The sequence below is a fragment of the Halomonas sp. FeN2 genome, from assembly GCF_020595105.1.
Classification (GTDB): Bacteria; Pseudomonadota; Gammaproteobacteria; order Pseudomonadales; family Halomonadaceae; genus Vreelandella; species Vreelandella neptunia.
In genome coordinates this window covers 4,210,472-4,227,771 of the sequence record NZ_CP074200.1, presented here as the reverse complement: position 1 = coordinate 4,227,771, position 17,300 = coordinate 4,210,472, and the positions used below count along the sequence as shown (strand labels likewise).

The 17,300-nt window shown below is 49.6% G+C and carries 18 protein-coding genes; 9 read left to right on the top strand and 9 right to left on the bottom strand.

Features of this window, described 5'->3' with window-relative positions; translation table 11 throughout:
* Positions 1–34 precede the first annotated feature (34 nt).
* On the bottom strand, positions 35–1,270 hold the full coding sequence (locus KF947_RS19415; protein ID WP_227404854.1) for a GAK system CofD-like protein: 1,236 nt from the start codon (positions 1,268–1,270) through the stop codon (positions 35–37).
* A gap of 192 nt (positions 1,271–1,462) precedes the next feature.
* Between KF947_RS19415 and KF947_RS19410 the strand changes: the two genes are divergently transcribed.
* The 6 genes from KF947_RS19410 to KF947_RS19385 are packed head-to-tail and all read left to right on the top strand — an operon-like array spanning position 1,463 to position 7,355.
* Positions 1,463–2,989, top strand: coding sequence for an aminoglycoside phosphotransferase family protein (locus KF947_RS19410; RefSeq protein WP_227404853.1), 1,527 nt, complete (start codon positions 1,463–1,465; stop codon positions 2,987–2,989).
* Positions 2,982–3,899: a GAK system ATP-grasp enzyme gene (locus tag KF947_RS19405; protein WP_227404852.1), complete on the top strand. Its 918-nt coding sequence runs from the start codon at positions 2,982–2,984 to the stop codon at positions 3,897–3,899. Before KF947_RS19410 ends, KF947_RS19405 begins: the two co-directional genes overlap by 8 nt.
* Entirely contained in the window at positions 3,899–5,008 is a 1,110-nt protein-coding gene (locus tag KF947_RS19400) for an HprK-related kinase B (protein WP_227404851.1), read from the top strand. The genes KF947_RS19405 and KF947_RS19400 overlap by 1 nt, the downstream gene beginning before the upstream one ends.
* The gene (locus KF947_RS19395; RefSeq protein WP_227404850.1) at positions 5,008–5,715 is read left to right on the top strand and encodes a histidine phosphatase family protein; all 708 of its coding nucleotides are present in this window, start codon (positions 5,008–5,010) and stop codon (positions 5,713–5,715) included. Before KF947_RS19400 ends, KF947_RS19395 begins: the two co-directional genes overlap by 1 nt.
* A 27-nt stretch (positions 5,716–5,742) precedes the next feature.
* The gene (locus KF947_RS19390; protein ID WP_227404849.1) at positions 5,743–7,077 is read left to right on the top strand and encodes a metallophosphoesterase; all 1,335 of its coding nucleotides are present in this window, start codon (positions 5,743–5,745) and stop codon (positions 7,075–7,077) included.
* Positions 7,074–7,355 carry an amphi-Trp domain-containing protein gene (locus KF947_RS19385; protein ID WP_133730339.1) on the top strand — a complete coding sequence of 94 codons (282 nt, stop codon included), beginning with the start codon at positions 7,074–7,076 and terminating at the stop codon, positions 7,353–7,355. The genes KF947_RS19390 and KF947_RS19385 overlap by 4 nt, the downstream gene beginning before the upstream one ends.
* 2 nt (positions 7,356–7,357) lie before the next feature.
* On the opposite strand, the gene KF947_RS19380 is transcribed toward KF947_RS19385, so the two are convergent.
* Positions 7,358–7,612, bottom strand: coding sequence for a DUF333 domain-containing protein (locus KF947_RS19380; RefSeq protein ID WP_227404848.1), 255 nt, complete (start codon positions 7,610–7,612; stop codon positions 7,358–7,360).
* A gap of 236 nt (positions 7,613–7,848) precedes the next feature.
* Between KF947_RS19380 and KF947_RS19375 the strand changes: the two genes are divergently transcribed.
* The 3 genes from KF947_RS19375 (at position 7,849) to KF947_RS22155 (ending at position 8,895) form a co-directional block, all read left to right on the top strand.
* Positions 7,849–8,337: a pyridoxamine 5'-phosphate oxidase family protein gene (locus KF947_RS19375; protein WP_223288177.1), complete on the top strand. Its 489-nt coding sequence runs from the start codon at positions 7,849–7,851 to the stop codon at positions 8,335–8,337.
* A 62-nt stretch (positions 8,338–8,399) separates the two neighbouring features.
* Positions 8,400–8,804, top strand: coding sequence for a CAP domain-containing protein (locus KF947_RS22160; RefSeq protein WP_264478613.1), 405 nt, complete (start codon positions 8,400–8,402; stop codon positions 8,802–8,804).
* Entirely contained in the window at positions 8,752–8,895 is a 144-nt protein-coding gene (locus tag KF947_RS22155; RefSeq protein ID WP_319796381.1) for a CAP domain-containing protein, read from the top strand. Before KF947_RS22160 ends, KF947_RS22155 begins: the two co-directional genes overlap by 53 nt.
* Positions 8,896–8,910: 15 nt before the next feature.
* Here KF947_RS22155 and KF947_RS19365 read toward each other — a convergent pair whose 3' ends face one another.
* From KF947_RS19365 to hutH, 7 genes are all read right to left on the bottom strand, one after another.
* A complete protein-coding gene (locus KF947_RS19365) occupies positions 8,911–9,399 on the bottom strand; it encodes a CreA family protein (RefSeq protein ID WP_227404847.1) in 489 nt (162 codons plus the stop codon).
* Between the two features lie 261 nt (positions 9,400–9,660).
* Positions 9,661–10,674, bottom strand: coding sequence for a DUF2971 domain-containing protein (locus tag KF947_RS19360; RefSeq protein ID WP_227404846.1), 1,014 nt, complete (start codon positions 10,672–10,674; stop codon positions 9,661–9,663).
* 27 nt (positions 10,675–10,701) lie between these two features.
* Positions 10,702–11,646: a DUF4435 domain-containing protein gene (locus KF947_RS19355; protein ID WP_227404845.1), complete on the bottom strand. Its 945-nt coding sequence runs from the start codon at positions 11,644–11,646 to the stop codon at positions 10,702–10,704.
* Positions 11,646–13,040 (bottom strand): AAA family ATPase, encoded by a 1,395-nt coding sequence (locus KF947_RS19350; protein WP_227404844.1) that lies wholly within the window; start codon positions 13,038–13,040, stop codon positions 11,646–11,648. Before KF947_RS19350 ends, KF947_RS19355 begins: the two co-directional genes overlap by 1 nt.
* A 486-nt stretch (positions 13,041–13,526) precedes the next feature.
* Positions 13,527–13,811 carry a hypothetical protein gene (locus KF947_RS19345; protein ID WP_227404843.1) on the bottom strand — a complete coding sequence of 95 codons (285 nt, stop codon included), beginning with the start codon at positions 13,809–13,811 and terminating at the stop codon, positions 13,527–13,529.
* Between the two features lie 392 nt (positions 13,812–14,203).
* On the bottom strand, positions 14,204–15,550 hold the full coding sequence (locus KF947_RS19340; RefSeq protein ID WP_227404842.1) for a Na+/H+ antiporter family protein: 1,347 nt from the start codon (positions 15,548–15,550) through the stop codon (positions 14,204–14,206).
* A 152-nt stretch (positions 15,551–15,702) separates the two neighbouring features.
* Positions 15,703–17,238 carry a histidine ammonia-lyase gene (gene hutH, locus KF947_RS19335; RefSeq protein ID WP_227404841.1) on the bottom strand — a complete coding sequence of 512 codons (1,536 nt, stop codon included), beginning with the start codon at positions 17,236–17,238 and terminating at the stop codon, positions 15,703–15,705.
* Between the last annotated feature and the right edge of the window lie 62 nt (positions 17,239–17,300).

Sequence of the window (17,300 nt, the reverse complement as noted above, 5' to 3'; positions counted from 1 at the left end):
AGCAATGCCCAAGGTCATTTAGAGTATGTCGGTGTCAGGTCAACCCAAGCAGAGCTTCAGCCAGCTTAACGTCATCATAACGTTGGGTATCAGCATTCTCCGGCGCAAGATCTAGATCAATGATTTGAATACCCATTTCATCGCGTAGCGTCTCAATCTGATCAGCCGAAACACTCAGAAGCTGCGAATCAAACAGTAAAAAATCGATTGAAGATCGCTTAGACGATAAGGGCTCGAGTGTGCCAGACAAATGCGCATTGAGCACTTGCACCTGATCCACCAACGTCATGCCGAACGTTTCAAGATCAGTACCCAGGCTGGGCACATACACCTTGGGTGACGGGTTTTTAGCCAACGCCTTATCAACCCCCTTGGGCAGCAGGTTGGCAATGACACTGCTATAAAAACTGCCCGGCGGGAAAACCAGCAGCTCTGCCGAATCAATGAGCTTACGGGTCTCTTTACACACCTTGGAGGCATCCAAGGTGTCGATATCGTCCGCCTCGCCTGATAATTTTATCGCTTTGATAGGCGAATCGATTTGAGCCGTCTCTTTGCCGGTAAAGCAGTGTTGACCAATAATCGTTCGACCGCTCTCTAACAATACCTCCAGTTGAAGATTGGCATCCGTCGTTGTCCGAACGGTGCCGCGGGTCTTGATCAGTTGGCCAAAGAGAAAGGCGATCGGATCCAGGGAACGATCATGAATCAGATAACCGCCGGTCAAGATAAGGTTCCCCACGCTGGCGCCAGCGAGGTTAAAATCCTTTGGCATATGTTTGTAGAAGGCAGCGATATAGCTCTGGATCAGTGACCGCATGGGCTCAGCAATTGCCTTGAGCAGCGGGTGCTTAGCACTGACAAGGGCCTGCAGGATTTGCTCAAGTGCTGTCTTTGCCGTCGCGTTTCCCCCCTCCCTTGCCGATAGCCGATGTGAGAAAAGCGCAGCCACCTCAGGGTGCCCGGTGACTGAGTCATCAGCCAGAGCAAGCAGGCGCGCTCTTAGGTCGCCCACCGCAGGCATCGCGAACGCCCGGCGTAACTCTGCCGAGCTGCCTCCTGAATCAAAGGGGGTAACCAGATGAATGGAGTTATGGGTGTAGTCGGTCAACACCTCAGAAAAATGTCTCAGTGCCGTACCGCCACTAAAGAAGAGTATTTTCGGCCCTAGCTCGGGGGCTTTTCGGTATCTGGCCAGACGCAGATCCCGCCCCTTGCCAATCTCACGGGGCAGGCACATTCGGGTACCGATAAAACGTCTTTTTTTCATACAAGTCTTTGTACTGTAAGAAACATGTAACGTAAACGATGGCACTGTTATTTATACTGTTGACTCTCAGAAGCAGTAACCACCTAAGCGCACGTTATCTTGGTGAGGCAGCGTATCAATACGTCGATCTTGGAGCATTTCTATTTTCTACGATTCGAAGTTGAAAATCACTTTGAGTTAGTTGAAGTTTATGTGACCCAGCCAAGTGAAGCTGTTTCTCGACGTTTGATCAATCGCAAAGGCTATAGAAGCACGCTGTTAGAGAAAGTCGAGCTCGCCGTCGCCATGGATGTGCAGCGACGCAAAGTCGATGGGCAGGGTTTTCAACAATCCAAATCCCTTGAACGCTTAGCCCGACTGCTTGACCAGTTAGGCCACGCCTGCCTTGAATTCACCGCTATCAAGGCCCTAAAGCAGCTTCCCGATAAATCGCGAAAAGAGTACGCCAAGCTCATTCGATTGGTGGGTAAATCATTAAAGCTGGTGATCATTAATATCGATGATGCAAACACTCGCCAAGGCCTGAAAATTGGACGCCGAATACCCAAAATAACCACCCGTTTAACCACTGCTTTTGAGCCAGGCGCTTCGGGCATGCGTAATAGCGCCGTGGTGGATTTTCAGCTTCACCGCATGATCCATCTGCTTGCGGAGCTTGCCGACGCCCTGCTCGCCGCCAACTTCGGCCCTGCCGTACGCTTGCAAAACTACAAGCAGTTGCAAAATGCCGCTCACGCAATGACCGCCCAGAGTGACGACTTTACCGTTGAGCGGCTGGCGCTTACCCGCAGCGGCAGCACCATCGCCACACTGAAAGCCGAGCACGCCGCCTCTGGCAAAATGATGGCAGTCTACAAGGAGGGTGAAAGCCAGAAAGTCATTGAAGAGCTTTATGGGGTTGATCAATGGAAGCGGGTCTACCCCAAGGTGGCTCCCACGGTGCTCTCGCATCATGTCGAGCAGGGGGATGAGCTGGGTTCGATGGTGATCGAACACCTCCCCGGCCGTACGCTTGAATCACTGCTGTTAAACGGCCAGTGGAAATCAGCCAAGCAACTTACCCGTACACTCCAGCGAACGTTGAGAAAAATCTGGAAGACCTCAAGTACCAACGAACCTGCTCAGCCCGAGTATATGCAGCAGTTGCGTAAACGCATGCCCGAAACCCGCCACACGCATCCGACACTGTTTCTTACACACCAAACTATTTGCGGACTGCCCCGCCCCAGTTTTGATGAGTTGATCGATCGCGTAGAGCCCCTAGAGCGTCAGCTCAGGGCCCCATTTTCCGTGCTGATCCACGGGGACTTTAACGTCGACAACCTCATCTATGACGAGCTCAAAAATCGCATCTACTTTATCGATCTGCACCGCGCCTCCTATTCTGATTATGTTCAGGATTTATCCGTTCTAATGGCGTCGATTTATCGGCTGCCCATCATGGATGATGGCCCTAGAGCCGAGTTAATGGCATTGATCAGACAGCTCTATCAGTTTGCACGACGGTTCGCCAAAGAGAATAACGATGTAAGCTTTGATGCGCGGCTAGCCATCGCGCTAGGGCGCTCCTTTGCTACCTCTACGCGCTTTATTTACGACAAACTTTTTGCCAAACGACTCGCCCTTAGAGCGAGCTACCTGCTAGAGGCCATAACGCTTCTAACCCCTGAGAAAATAGAGAAGTACAGGCTTCCCCTAGAGGATATTTTTAGTGATTAATAAGCGGATTGCGGTCATTGGGATACCTGGCAAATGGTCGACCGAGGTCTTGGCGAATCATTTGGAACAGCGCACCGGCTACCGCTGCGTTATCGATATGGCTGACGTAGTGCTGGAACTTGAAACCGGCGAGTTACGTTATCGGGACACCCTGCTCAACGCGCTTGACGGCGTGATCATCAAAAAAATAAGCGAAACCTACTCCCCAGCCGCCGACGACCGACTGCGCATGCTCAAAACCCTTGAAGGGGACGGGGTGCGCTGTTTCAGCTCGCCAAGCCAGGTGGGGCGCCTGATTAATCGCCTTGAGGGCACCGCCGCTTTGGCATCAGGCGGCGTCCCACTGCCCGCCACGCGAGTAACCGAGAGCACTGATGCGGCGCTGGAGGCGATCCAGGCGTTCGGAAAGGCGATCCTAAAACCGCTCTACTCGACCAAAGCCCGCGGCATGGTGGTGTTAAAAGCGGCAGATGGTGTTAAAGCCAATACCCAAATACTGAATAAATTTAAGGCTAAGCATGGCCTTTTTTACCTTCAGAAGTTCGTTAACCTGGGCGGCCAGGATCTTGGCATGGTATTTCTAGGCGGCAAGTACCTGTGCACCTATGCCCGTGTCGGCGATGACAAGTCGTGGAATACAACGATACACAGCGGGGGCAAATATCGAACCTTCGATGCAAGCCCTGAGCTGATTGAGCTTGGCCTAAAAGCCCAATCATGCTTCGATCTAAGCTTTACCACTGTGGACATTGCATTGACCGATGAAGGGCCCGTGGTCTTTGAGGTTTCCGCCTTTGGCGGGTTTAGTGGCGCGCAAAAAGGCTGTGGTATCGATGCCGCTGAGAAGCTGTGTGATTATGTGCTTAGCCAGCTTGAGGCCGAGACAGTAGAGACAGCAGAGGCAGGTTAATGATCAACCTTTTTGATAATCAACAAATCAACGGGGCTAAGGCCGCCTGTACCTATGCGTTACCGCTAACGTTCAATGGTTTAACAATTCACGTGCTGGCCGACCATCCAGCCATTCTTGACCATCTTGAGGTTTACTATGCTGGTTTAACGGCGTCTGGTTTACTCCCGAAAGAAGTCCATACCATTGACCAGCCAGAGCTGCCGGTATGGCTGTTGGATCAGCAAGCGGATACCAGCGGCGGCGAGTGGACAGCGGTAAATCGGGCCAAAACCAGCGCTCTGGGGCTGAAAGAAGCCTACGTGGATACGCCTCAAGGGCGCTGGATTCATAAAGTACGCACGGGGATGGTGCTGTTCCAATCGTTAACGGCGCCGGTCGCGGTTGGCGAGTTAAACAAGCACCCATCGCAAGTCATCAACTTTATTAACAACCAGTTTCTCAATCATCATCAACGCGATGGTTACCTGCTCGGCCACGCCTCGGCCTTTGATATTGATGGCAACGTCACCGCCATTGCCGCCAGCTCCGGTGGCGGTAAATCCACACTGATGCTGAAGGCACTGGAGGCCGCCAAAGCACGCTTTCTCTCCAATGACCGGATTCTGTTCAAGCCCGAAAACGGCCAGGTAAGCGTTCTGGGTGTCGTCAAACATCCCCGCGTTAACCCGGGCACGCTGATCAATTCTGAGCGATTATTCGACATACTGCCCGCTGACGAGCGCGCCCGATTTACCAGCATGCCCAAACGCCAGCTATGGGATATTGAGCAGAAGTACGATGTATTGATTCCTAACGCTTATGGCGAGGGTAAAACCGCACTCTCCGGTACGCTAAAACAGCTGATCCTGCTGGACTGGGCATTAGACTCGACGGCGCCCACCGAATTAAGCGGTGTGGATATCGCTAAAACGCCTCAGGCGCTAGAAGGTTTACGCAAAAGCCCAGGGCCGTTTTTTCAGCGCGCCGATGGCAGCTTTCCCGCCGAACAAGCCCAATCTGCCGAGGTTTATGCCGAACATCTAGAGGGCGTTGACGTACTGCGCCTCACCGGTGCCATCGACTTTGAGCGTGCCATTGAGCTACTCCAAGCCCAAGGCATTCTCTAATGGTGGCACTGGCGCTGATTCGGCACGGTGAGTATTCACAATTAGCGAATACGCCCAGCGCCCTGCAGCCCTATCCTCTCACGGAAAAAGGTATAGCCGACGTTCGAGAGCAGGCGCGGCGCTTTGGCGAATGGCTGGCCACGTCAGGCTATCAGCTCAATGCGGAAATACACTGCTCGACGCTGTTAAGAGCGTGGCAAACGGCCGAAATCTACCGCGAAGAGCTCACGCCGCTGTTTGCGGAGCCACCCCGCTCACTCTGCTTTTCGGCCCTATGTGAACGCAGCGTTGGGGCGCTGGCCAATCTTAGCATTCAGGAAATAGAACGCATCGTTGCCCTCGACCCTCGCCTAGAGCCCTTACCTAAGGGCTGGAAATCAGCCAGCGATTTCAAACTGCCCTTCGACGGCGCGGAATCGCTATTAGAAGCAGGCGAACGGGTAGCTGCACATTTACAAGCACTTTTAGAGCCGCAGCTGCTTGAGACGGCTAAGCAACTTAAGCAAAGTAAGCAACTACAGCTGGTAGTGGGCCACGGCGCCTCCATTCGCCACGCGGGCTATCATTTAAATGTCATACCCTTCAGCGATATTAAACGGTTAAGTATGTTTCATGGTCATCCGGTCGTTTTCGAGCGGCATAACCAAGGCTGGAGCCGACTGTACGGAAACTGGAAACAGCGCCAGCCAGCAGACCCACTCGATTAAACGATAGCGATGAATAAGATGGCTTCTATGACCGCGTTCAATGTTATTCCAAAGGTAAGCAAGCAGCCGTATCACAACGCCATCTTGTCGCGTCTCCCGACGGAGTGGTCACCCTGGCCCGATGACGCCACTTCGGTGAACCACGATGAGGCGCTAAGCACCTTTGTAAAGCGCTCGCGAAAAAAGGGCTTCGCCTGGCCCAAAAAGCCCGTGGCATTTATCTCAGACCCCCATGCGGACGCCGAGGCATTTGAGGCTTCGCTAATTGCCGCAGGCGTTATCGAACGCGAAGGCTCCCATCTATGTGAGTATTCACTAACGAAATTTGGCAAAAAAGCCGAAATAGTCGTGGGCGGAGACTGCCTGGACAAAGGGCCCAGCAATCTGATGATGCTGCGCAGCCTGGCCCACTTATACCGCCTCAAAGCAGATATCACTCTGTTGGCCGGTAACCATGACCTCCGCTTGCTGATGGGGCTGCTTTCGTTGGAACGCGACACTGACGCCGGTAGCCAGCACCTTTTTGTGCGTATGGGTAAGAAGGTGATACCGCTGTTTAAAGAGGTATTCGATCAATACCTGGCCGATACCCAGTGGGACAAAGGTGTACCGTCCGAAGAGGCATGCCGACAGGCGCTGTTCCCAGGCAACGACTGGTTCGAGAACTTCCCCTTCTATGCCGCTGGGTTTCTCACCCCCGAGGGTATAGAGCGTGAAATCAGCAAGATGACCACCAAGGCACAGAGCTTCGAGGCGCACTGTGCAAAAAACGGCCTGACGCTCACCCAAGTCTACGCCGCCGCGATGAAGTGTCGTTCGCTATTTCTTAACAAATCGGGGGAATTTGGCTGGTTTTTCCGCCGCATGCAGCTGGTTAAAAAGCGCGGTTCCTTCCTGTTTCTGCATGCCGGCCTCGATGATCATATGGCCGAACTACTGGCCAAGTACGGCGTAAAACATGCCAACCGAGCTTTCAAAAAAAACCTAATGCACCAAAACCTGTTCAGTTTTTATTATGGCTCTCTGGCCAATACCTTTAGAACCAAATACCGTAAGGCCGATCTTCCCCTTACGCCGCGCGGCGCTTACGTTGCCCGGCGGGCGGGCATTCAGGTGCTGGTTCACGGCCACATCAACCAACACTTTGGCCAGCGGGTCACGCTCAAAAACGGGCTTATCCATATCGAAGCCGATATCACCCTGGACGCTCACTCGCGTAAAAATGAGGGGCTCGATGGTTACGGTGTAGGGGTAACGTTAATCGACAAAAACCGTGGAGTGGTCGGCCTTAGCTGCGATTACCCTCAGGCAAAAGTGTTCAATCCCGGCCGCCAAGGAAAATGGGTGGGAGCCGCTAAATGAAGTCAAACACGAAATTCAGTCACGATTCGCTGCTGGATCGTCAGTCAACCCAAGAGTTACTGATTACCCTGGCCAATGCGATCAATAAAGGCGAGTTAACCTTTCAGGAAAGTGAAGGTGAGCTGGTACTTTCCCCCCAGCAGTTACTGCAAGTCTCCCTGCGCGCCAGTGATGAAGGCGATAAACAGGAGGTGGAAGTAAAGATCAAATGGCGCACCAAAGAGAAAGAGTTTGCCGATACGCCTCCTAAAATTAAAACCAAAGCGGGTAAACGTTAAGTCTAGTGAATATCAAGACGCTCTGAGCGATATAACTGCCAAGCATTTTCAACCCGGCCATCAGGCAAGCGGCAGTAGCGGCCGGTGCCTAGGCTGCTTTCGCGAATTTCATTCTCCCCGCCGAGGCTTCTGCAGTATTCAGCCGCGTATTGGGTCATCAGATTTTGAGAATTGGGGTCTCCCCCGCCCGTGGCACAGCCGCCGAGCAGCAGTAGCGCTACGATTGGGCCGTAGCGGTATATAGATCCTGTTCGCATTGGAACCTCCCTCCCTGAGCATACAGTTCAGCGTCACTTTGATTCTGGTGAGTAACCGCAGACACATCAAGCAGGATATTACTGAGCAAGGGATATGATTATTCGATAGAGCGTTTGCTGATATGGAAAATGGTAGCTAGGCTGTAACTAGTCATCTTCGATGTACAAGCATTGTCTATGGCTATTATCAGTATTGAATCATAAGATCCATGTGGAATCATAAGGAGAGTGACGCTATGTCCAGCCCGGAACATAAGCAGAAGATCTGGAAGATGATCAAAGATATCAAAGTCGGCATGCTCGTGACGTTGGATCACGATACTCCACGCGCCCGGCCAATGCACCTGGTGCAAGATGAGTATGACGGCACCCTGTGGTTCTTCACCCGCCGCAGTGCCGAAAAGGTATTTGAAACCGAAAGCGACCACGATGTGTGCCTGAGCTTCTCCGACCAGGAAGATGGCGTCTACGTTTCGCTATCGGGTAAAGCCAACCTCACCGATAACCGCGAACTGATCGAAAAATACTGGAACCCCTTCATCGCCGCCTGGTTCCCGGAAGGTAAAGACGATCCAGACGTCGCACTGCTAGAAATTAAAGTGCAGATGGGTGAGCACTGGAAAGCCAAAGAGAGTAAGACGTTCCAGCTCTACGAAATTGCCAAAGCCAACCTCAAAAAGGACGCTACCCCGAACCTTGGCGAGAATGAAAAGTTCGGTGGGTAACCTCCTTCCCAAGCGCCCCGCTGCCGGGGCGCTTTACGGCCTGGCCGGTTATCGTGCTGCTCATGGGTTCATCCAGCTCATGGGGTAATGATCAGTCTCAGAGTGACAATGCTATCCCTCAGGGCGAATGCGAACTCAACGATCAGCAGCAGGCAATGCTGTCTCAAATCAACGAGGCGCGTAGCCAAGCGCGACAATGCGGCGACCAGCAGTATGAAGCAGTAGAGTCGTTAGCCTGGAGCTGCAAGCTTGAAGCAGCGGCCAAGAGCCACTCCGCAGACATGGCCGAGAACGACTACTTTAGCCATACCGGCCCGGAGGGCGCTGGTATCGAGCAGCGTGTGGGTAATCAGGATTACGTGTGGCAAGCCGTGGGTGAGAATATCGCCGCTGGGCCACACCTCTGTTTCTGCCGTGGTGGAAGGCTGGCTAGACAGCCCCGGCCACTGCCGCAACATCATGAATGACGCCTTTACCGAAATGGGCATGGCAAAAGCCGAGGATTCGGAGTCCCGCTACTCAACCTACTGGACACAAACACTCGGCAACCCGCGCTAAGCGCACACTAGTCAATTATTGCCCGCCTCCTAACTCACCGTAGTGGACAGCCGTAATCGCGTTTTTAGGCGAGCCATCAACCAGCTTGGTGCTATAGGTCAGGTACACAAAGGTCTGGGTTTCGGCGTCGTGCATGCGAACGACGCGCATATTCTTGAAAAGCGCCGAGCGACGTTGACTAAAAATCACCTCCTGCTCCTCTACTTCCGCAGAGTCGAAGACAACCTCGCCTGTCTGCCGACACGCCACGCTCGCCTCACTGGCCTCCTCAGCAAGCCCCACCGCACCGGTGATTCCGCCAATCTGTGAGTAAGAGAGGTAGCAGGAGATACCCTGAACCTTCGGGTCATCGAAGCGCTCCACTTCAATGGTGTTGTTCGGGCCCAGCAGCTTGAACTCGGTACGCACGCTGCCAATATGGGCATCCTGAGCGAATAGCGTGGGCGGCAATAGCGCAAACATAGCAATGAGCGACGTGAGGGCAGCGCGTTTTGGGGAAAGCATAGGGAACGTCCTTTGGGCAATAATCAGCCAGGAGATAGGCATGCAGAGAGGATACCTGATGCGCGTAATTGTTGGGGAATGAACGGAAAAATGAAGGTGAAGGGCGGAGGAAAAGCTAAGATATAATGGTTCCTGGCGTCCTGGCAGGATGAAAACAGAATAGCCATGCTGTTGTTTATAAAAAAATAAAATTATTATTGTAGATGTATACCAATTAATATACCAATTTGGCCTATCAATTTCTTATCGACTGTTTCAAGACTAGAGGCTTACTGTAGAGCCTAGGGCTTCGATTTTATCAGTGACAATTGGTAGATCAGAGAGTCCATACTGCTGATTAACTGAATTAATAACCTTATAAATCATAGAACTATTGTCCAGTAAGGGGTGTATATATACTGCATCTAGATAATCACTAAGACCTCGCTCACCAGGACAAATATTCAAAGATATACCATCCAGCTCCGGGTGTGGATCAATAAACTTTTCTTTTAATCTTTTCCTGGGATGAATAATAATTCTAACTTCATTTTCATATTCATAAATTGACGGTTTTATACTAAAAGTACCTATCCTAATATCTTTTCCAATACCTAGTTTTTTGATCAAACGACTGCGCAAATCCTTATCAGGATTCTTTAAGCCTTCAATATACTCAACATCAATTATTTGTGCATTCATGCTTTTTTCATTTAGCCAGCCAGCATTTTCTTGCAGTATTTCCTCTAACTTATTGATGTGTACACGAACAGCTACAGACTCCTCACTACCGCCATAGACATTCCACATAGCCAGTGACATGAAATCGGCTCGATTCCAGCAACTGATATAAGTGCATTCTCTTGCTACTGATACTTCTTCAACCCATTCACTAACTGTCTCGCTATGTTTATCATAATTTTTTAACCAAGAATTCAACATTCCTTTCAAATATTCATATCGCTTTTCAGGATAAACTGTAGTTAAGCCTAACAAAACATCACCTAAGACCGAATTCTTATCTTCACTTGATAATAACTTATAAGCAATCGCTCCTTCGGATAATATCCTATCTTGATCATTACCTGTTTTATCAAGCAATTCACTTAACCTATCTGCATGTACCTTAAGATTGCTCCAATGATTTTTATCTCCTAAAAGTACCGCATGTGCTATCCACTTCCCTTCTGAGCTATCATTAAACAAAGCTGCTTTAGGTAAAAATATGCTCTTAGAACTCACTAAATCAATATACTTAGCCAGAGACATATATCTCCACACGTAATCTCCAGACATACCCTCCTCCTTCTTAAATAAATGAATCTAAGCTTCTGTTTCTAAGGATTGAATTAACTCTTCAGGATAAGCTACTCTTTCATCTGCTTCAATCAGACGTACCCAAGCCTCACAAAATGCTGTGGACATACCTTTTTCATTAATTTTTGAAAAATCATCAGCATGCTTATTACTATTAGTATATCTATCTACTGAAGCTTGTAATTTCAGATATGCCGCAAAAATTCTTTGAAAGAATATTACACCAGTATGCCCTCTTATGACTTTTATACAATCTTCCACCTCACTTCCACTCACAAGCTCATAATTGTAAATATATCTACTTACGAACTCTACTGCAGCTACATTATTGTTTTTTTCAAGCCATTCTTGATGACCAAAAATTGGCACTGAATTTTCAATTTTGAAATCAGCCCAATGAATAGTACCTATGGGGTAAGTGCTTTTCTGGATATCATTTGCAGCCAAAGAAATCGCCGCAAGGATCCTGAAGCATTCATCCAAACTAGAAATAAATGCTTGCATTGCATCTCTTTTGAACTCAGACAAGCATAAGTAAAGATATGCATCTTGAATTACACGAGGGTAGAAAAAATAATTCTCAAATGAGTGCCCTACCGTTAACGACATATTATTATGGAAAAGGCTTCCCTTTTTCAGATCGCGAATGACTTGCTCTAGCTCAAACCCATCGAACTCTCTATCTAGTAGAAAAAACAAATTTTCATGGGATTGAGTATTTCTAGTAGCACGATGTACTTTTATAATTTTTGCTTTATTATTCTTACCTGTTAAATGGCAATCTCCTCTAATGCCCTCGGCAGTGTCGACCTTAATATTTCTGTTAGGAAGTTTGACATGTAATAGATTTTTAAAATGTTTCATGTCATCCGCGCCTTCAACTAAGACTCTAACCTTAGAGCTCATTCTTGTTTTTATAATATATTCAGCAACACTATAATTGAGAGCCATCAAACGAAACTCCCATCATCTTCATCAAGATAGTTATCGACTGACTTTTCAAGGCCTTCTTTAAAAATAGGAACTACCTCTTTCATGTAATCCCCATAGTCTCCAGCAATGGAAGGAGAATGTGTGCATACGATTATTTGACGGTCGCCTAACTGATCCATCATTTTACCTAGCAACTCTTCTTGCCAGTCAATATGTAATGAAATCTCAGGCTCATCAATTAAAACCGAAGTACTACCGCTCATTTTATTAACAGCGTAGAGCATAGTAAGCAACTGCCTTTCCCCAGATGACATAACTTTAATACTACTCCAGGTATCATCTGGAAACTTAAGCCCAACTTTAGTACTTCTTTTACCAGAACCTAACTCATAAGAAAGCTCTTTACCTTCCAAAAAACTATTTACGACTTTAAAATATGTTTCAATCTCTTCAAAAGCCTTTTTCTGAAACAATCTTCTTTCTTTTAGAGCGTCTCTATAAACTGCCAAAGCTCCAGAGGTAGAACCAACTAAAGATCCAGTTTGTGAGCTTCTTTCAAAAAGAGAATGAAGGTTTTTGTAAGCTTCAAAATTTTCTTCCAACGCTCCTAACCTAGTACTCTCTGTTGTATCTGTAAGCTCTAGAATTTCACTTAATAGCGTCTCAGAATCGTAGTTTTTTGGAGGGCCTTCAAGCAAAGCAGCGAAAACTTTTACAAAAGAATCACTAAAAATTGAGCTTTCAAATCTACCAATACTAATTTGAGCTTCTTTTATTTCATCTTTTAAACTTTGCTCAATATCTATTGGTGAGGGAAAATTTATTACAGGCAGGAAAGGGCCAAAAAGATCCCGAGAAAATGAGGTTATTTGTCTAGCGGGCACTCTGCTATTTCTAACAACTCTCCTATATGCCAACTCAGAAGCTTCTCGTTGAGAAGACCAAACTTCTAACATTGTTCTAAACGCAGGAAAATAAGAAATATCTACAGCTTTAAGATTATTTGAAGCAATAAAATCCCTTATCTCTTTAACTAGGGGTTGCTGCGAATATTTGCTAAAACTTTTTTCTATTTCTTTTTCTCTAATAGTCTCTAACGCACTACTTTTTAGAAAAGAAATAAAGCATCCATCATGAGTCAACACTTGTATTCTAACATCACTCTCAGTTTTTTCTTGAGCAATACGAATACTACTTCCATCAGAATAAGCTACTTTAATACTATCAAATTCTAGAAATGCGAATCTTAAAAAATCACAATTTGCCACATTAGCAATAATATGCAGAAGAGTAGACTTACCTGTACCGTTTTTGCCATGTAGCACACTTAAATTTTCATTAAAACTTATATCTAGATCATACCTTCTGTGTATATTACGCAGCTCAACATCTTTTACATATATAGTAGCCATTTATAACAACCTCTAAGATGAGATATTCTCTAAATACAACATTTAGCTCTAATGGCCTAAACCTTTAGCCACTCATAAAATACTAGTCAGAAGCAGGTTAGGATCACATTGACACTAAAGCCTCACACGTAGCAGCGAAATTGATGCAATTTCCTTTAGTTACAAATACCATGAATACTTAGGCTTTACCAGGATTTCAGAGGAGTAAGCTTTTCCTCTATCAGTAAGCTATGAACTCGCTTTTTCGATTCACTAGCTACCTACCATTAAAAATGCACACAAATTCGCATGATTTCGCATGGCTCCCATGCACCCAACTTCCACCCAAGCTCAGTAATGGCGGGCTTTAGACCTAATTGTGGAATGCATGAAGAATTACCCCACAAGCGAACACCGCAGGCGGGTGGGGGACAACGCGCCGTAGGGTGCGGCGGCCAGGGTGCAACCAGCTCATATAGCCACTGTAAGCCTCGCTAATGCCTTGACCTAACCATCGCAAGCACAGCCTCTCGGTTGATGGCAGGTATAGTTACGGCTAATGCATGAGTTACCGCATGCTTTTCCTTTGGAGCAGGTGCGACAGCATCCGCCCTGAGCAAATAAAAGCTCTTCGGGTATCGTATCAAACACTAGGTCACACTCGGTTTCTTCACCGCTCACGATCAGTTCGGCTTGGGTTATCCATTCACCAGACATGTCGGGCGTTTGTTCAGCGCTTGCCACACTGGCGAAACATAGCGCCAGCATCAACATCATTGCTTTGATAAGCACGGGCTTTCCCTTTAATTATTATTCGTCGATGCAGTATGGGGGTGGGAGCAATATCTACATAGCTATTACGCATCAAAGCAGGCAAATACTTGCCAACGCACATCATCACTAGATGTTAAGGAGAAAAAGTCAGGGGGGAATAATTCGCAGACAGCCCGTTAGCGTACCTCGCAGGCGTCTAAAAAATCACATAACAACATGATTTTAAATAATTTACTTAAAAAAAAAGAAATATACCAACTCATATCTCAGCTTCATCATTTGCAATCCGCCTACCTGCCTAACACGCCAACGCCCCGCACAAAGGCGGGGCATTGGACATACGCTGGCGGATGGCTAGATAAAGCTTAAGCGTCGCAAAATTGTATTGCGGTTCGATCCATTCAGCTGAATCAAAGCACCATGGCAGCGACCCAGCCGAACACAATCAACGGGATGTTGTAGTGCAGGAAGGTAGGCACAACGCTATCCCAGATATGGTCATGCTGCCCATCGGCGTTGAGGCCTGCGGTGGGGCCTAGGGTGGAGTCTGAAGCGGGTGAGCCTGCGTCGCCCAGGGCAGCGGCCGTGCCTACCAATGCCACTGTCGCCATGGGTGAAAAGCCAAAGTTCAGTGCTAAAGGCACATAGAGCGAAGCAATAATGGGAATGGTCGAAAACGAAGAGCCAATGCCCATGGTAATAAAGAGACCGACCAGCAGCATAATCAATGCGGCCAGCCCTTTGTTGTCACCGATAAGGTCGGCAGAACTTGCCACTAGCCCTTCCACCTCGCCACTGGCTTGCATCACACTGGCAAAACCTGCCGCTGAAATCATGATAAAGCCGACCAGGGCCATCATGCGCATCCCCTCGGTAAAGATACCGTCCTGCTCGTGCCAGCGGAAAACGCCGCTCATGGAAAGCAAGGCAAACCCAAAGATACCGCCAAGTACCATAGAGCCCGTCATCAGCTGCACGGTGACCGTACCTACCAGGGAAATAACCAACATGGCCTTTTGCCACCCGGCAAGAGAAAGCGCGGCCTCTTGGGGCGATTTATCACCATGGGCCAGCTCACGGTCTTGGTAATCTCGTCCATTGCGATAACTCCAAAACACCGCCACCGCTAACCCTAATGCCATTCCCCCAATGGGAATTGCCATCGCCAGTGGCACCATTTGACGGGTCACCTCCAATCCCAGCGCCGCGCCGCTTTCGTTGAGGTTCGCGAGCAGTATGTCATTCAGGAATATCGCCCCAAATCCCACGGGCAGTAACATGTAAGGCGCCGTGATACCGAAGGTAATCACGCAAGCCACCAGTCGCCGGTCAAGCTTCAGATGATTCATCAGCTTTAACAGCGGCGGCACCAGCACTGGGATAAAAGCGATATGGACAGGAATCAAGTTCTGCGAGCTGACTGCCGCGGCTAACAGCGCCGCCAGCAGCGTATAGGTAACCGTGCGGCGGCTCCCCCCTGACTCGTCTAACTGGAAGCGTTTAATGGCCCGGCTGGCCAGCAGCTCGGTGATACCAGAACGGGATAAAGCAACGGCAAACGCCCCTAACACCGCATAAGAGAGCGCGATGGTGGCGCCATTACCCAGCCCCTCATTAAAGGCGTCAAGGATCTCTCCAATAGGCATTCCCGCATATAACCCACCTACCAGCGTGGCGACGATAAGAGCAAACACAACCGAAACGCGAGCAAGACTCAAGCCGACCATCACTAGGATAGCCAGAACGATAGCATTCATGAAAAACCTGCTTTGTTGTTAGATGGTAATAACGCGTTCCCTGTGGCCTAGCGCCACAGGGAAGCATGAAACGCTCAGGAGCTTGTCGGACTTGACCGATCATCGAGAGAAGGCCGGGATTCACGGTAGATCAGCGTTAGTCCGACAGGCTGCTAGTGCTGGCTTGGCAACGTATGCGGATGCGCCAGCGGGCTTAAGGTGCGCTCACGTATTAGTTCGCTAGCGGCTTCGATATCGGGCGCGAAGAAGCGATCCTGCTTGTAGTGGCTGACCCGCGCACGTAGCAGTTGCCTGGCTTGCTCTAACGGCTGAGTAGTGGTCAAGCCCTGTCGCATGTCCAACCCTTGGCACGCCCCCAGCCATTCGATGGCTAAAATGCCGCACACGTTCTCCGCCATTTCCCACAACCGCTTACCGGCGGCAGGCGCCATTGAGACATGGTCTTCCTGGTTAGCCGAGGTTGGCAGGCTGTCGACACTATGCGGGTGCGCCAACGCTTTATTTTCACTCGCCAGCGCCGCGGCGGTAACCTGGGCGATCATAAACCCGGAATTGACCCCGCCGTTCTCGACCAGAAATGGCGGTAGCTGCGACATGTGCTTGTCCATCATCAAAGAGACACGACGCTCGGCAAGAGAGCCGATCTCGGCGATGGCTAGCGCCAGGTTGTCAGCGGCCATGGCTACCGGTTCAGCATGAAAATTACCGCCGGAGATAATGTCATCCTGCTCGGCAAATACCAGCGGGTTATCAGAGACCGCGTTGATTTCCGCCGCGAGCACCTCGGCTGTCTGACGGATCTGGGTTAATACAGCACCCATCACCTGTGGCTGGCAGCGCAACGAGTAGGGATCCTGGACTTTATCGCAGTTGGCATGTGAGTCGCCGACGGCACTCTTTTCACCGAGCAGATGGCGGTAAGCGGCGGCCGCGTCAATCTGGCCGCGCTGGCCACGCACTTCATGAATCCGGGCATCGAAGGGCGAACGTGACCCCAAGGTGGCTTCTACGGTTAGCGAACCACATACCGTCGCCGCTGCAAACAGGTCTTCGGCGTCGAATAGCCCCCGCAGGGCATAGGCAGTCGATACCTGCGTGCCATTCAGCAGCGCCAGGCCTTCTTTGGGCGCCAGCGTGATGGGCGCTAGGCCAGCTATTTCCAGTGCCTTTTCGGCGGAAACCCACTCCCCTTTGTAGCGGGCTTTGCCCTCCCCCAGCAGCACAACACTCATATGCGCCAGGGGCGCCAAATCACCGGATGCCCCGACGGATCCCTTAAGGGGAATATGCGGGTAAACCTCGGCATTGATCAGTGCCACCAGGGCATCCAAGACCTCACGGCGGATACCGGAGAAGCCTCTTGCCAGGCTGTTGACCTTGAGCACCATAATCAAACGCACCAGGGCATCATCTATCGCCACCCCCACGCCAGTGGCATGAGAAAGCACCAGAGAGCTCTGTAGCGATTCAAGGTCTTCGTTAGCAATGCGGGTCTGAGCCAATAAGCCGAATCCCGTATTAATGCCATAGACCGTACGGTTTTCACTGACGACCCGGTTAACGCAATCGACGCTTCGCTGGATATCCGCGTTGGCGCTTTCTGGTAACGTGACAGGCACATGCGCTTCGTGAATCTGGCGGGCCTGGGCAAGGGTCATTTTGCCAGGCTGAATTTCGAGATGTTTCATTTGTTCGCCTTTAAAGACAGGAAGGTGGTCATCCCACCTTCTCAACTGTTGTATTTGTGCGG

What these genes read in the sequence shown, in the direction of transcription:
- KF947_RS22160 (WP_264478613.1), top strand. Translation starts at nt 8,400, where the DNA reads ATGGGTTCATCCAGCTCATGGGGTAATGATCAGTCTCAGAGTGACAAT.
- KF947_RS19350 (WP_227404844.1), bottom strand. Translation starts at nt 13,040, where the DNA reads ATGGCTACTATATATGTAAAAGATGTTGAGCTGCGTAATATACACAGA.
- KF947_RS19390 (WP_227404849.1), top strand. Translation starts at nt 5,743, where the DNA reads ATGACCGCGTTCAATGTTATTCCAAAGGTAAGCAAGCAGCCGTATCAC.
- KF947_RS19385 (WP_133730339.1), top strand. Translation starts at nt 7,074, where the DNA reads ATGAAGTCAAACACGAAATTCAGTCACGATTCGCTGCTGGATCGTCAG.
- KF947_RS19355 (WP_227404845.1), bottom strand. Translation starts at nt 11,646, where the DNA reads ATGGCTCTCAATTATAGTGTTGCTGAATATATTATAAAAACAAGAATG.
- KF947_RS19395 (WP_227404850.1), top strand. Translation starts at nt 5,008, where the DNA reads ATGGTGGCACTGGCGCTGATTCGGCACGGTGAGTATTCACAATTAGCG.
- KF947_RS19400 (WP_227404851.1), top strand. Translation starts at nt 3,899, where the DNA reads ATGATCAACCTTTTTGATAATCAACAAATCAACGGGGCTAAGGCCGCC.
- KF947_RS19365 (WP_227404847.1), bottom strand. Translation starts at nt 9,399, where the DNA reads ATGCTTTCCCCAAAACGCGCTGCCCTCACGTCGCTCATTGCTATGTTT.
- KF947_RS19380 (WP_227404848.1), bottom strand. Translation starts at nt 7,612, where the DNA reads ATGCGAACAGGATCTATATACCGCTACGGCCCAATCGTAGCGCTACTG.
- hutH (WP_227404841.1), bottom strand. Translation starts at nt 17,238, where the DNA reads ATGAAACATCTCGAAATTCAGCCTGGCAAAATGACCCTTGCCCAGGCC.
- KF947_RS19375 (WP_223288177.1), top strand. Translation starts at nt 7,849, where the DNA reads ATGTCCAGCCCGGAACATAAGCAGAAGATCTGGAAGATGATCAAAGAT.
- KF947_RS19360 (WP_227404846.1), bottom strand. Translation starts at nt 10,674, where the DNA reads ATGTCTGGAGATTACGTGTGGAGATATATGTCTCTGGCTAAGTATATT.
- KF947_RS19415 (WP_227404854.1), bottom strand. Translation starts at nt 1,270, where the DNA reads ATGAAAAAAAGACGTTTTATCGGTACCCGAATGTGCCTGCCCCGTGAG.
- KF947_RS19340 (WP_227404842.1), bottom strand. Translation starts at nt 15,550, where the DNA reads ATGAATGCTATCGTTCTGGCTATCCTAGTGATGGTCGGCTTGAGTCTT.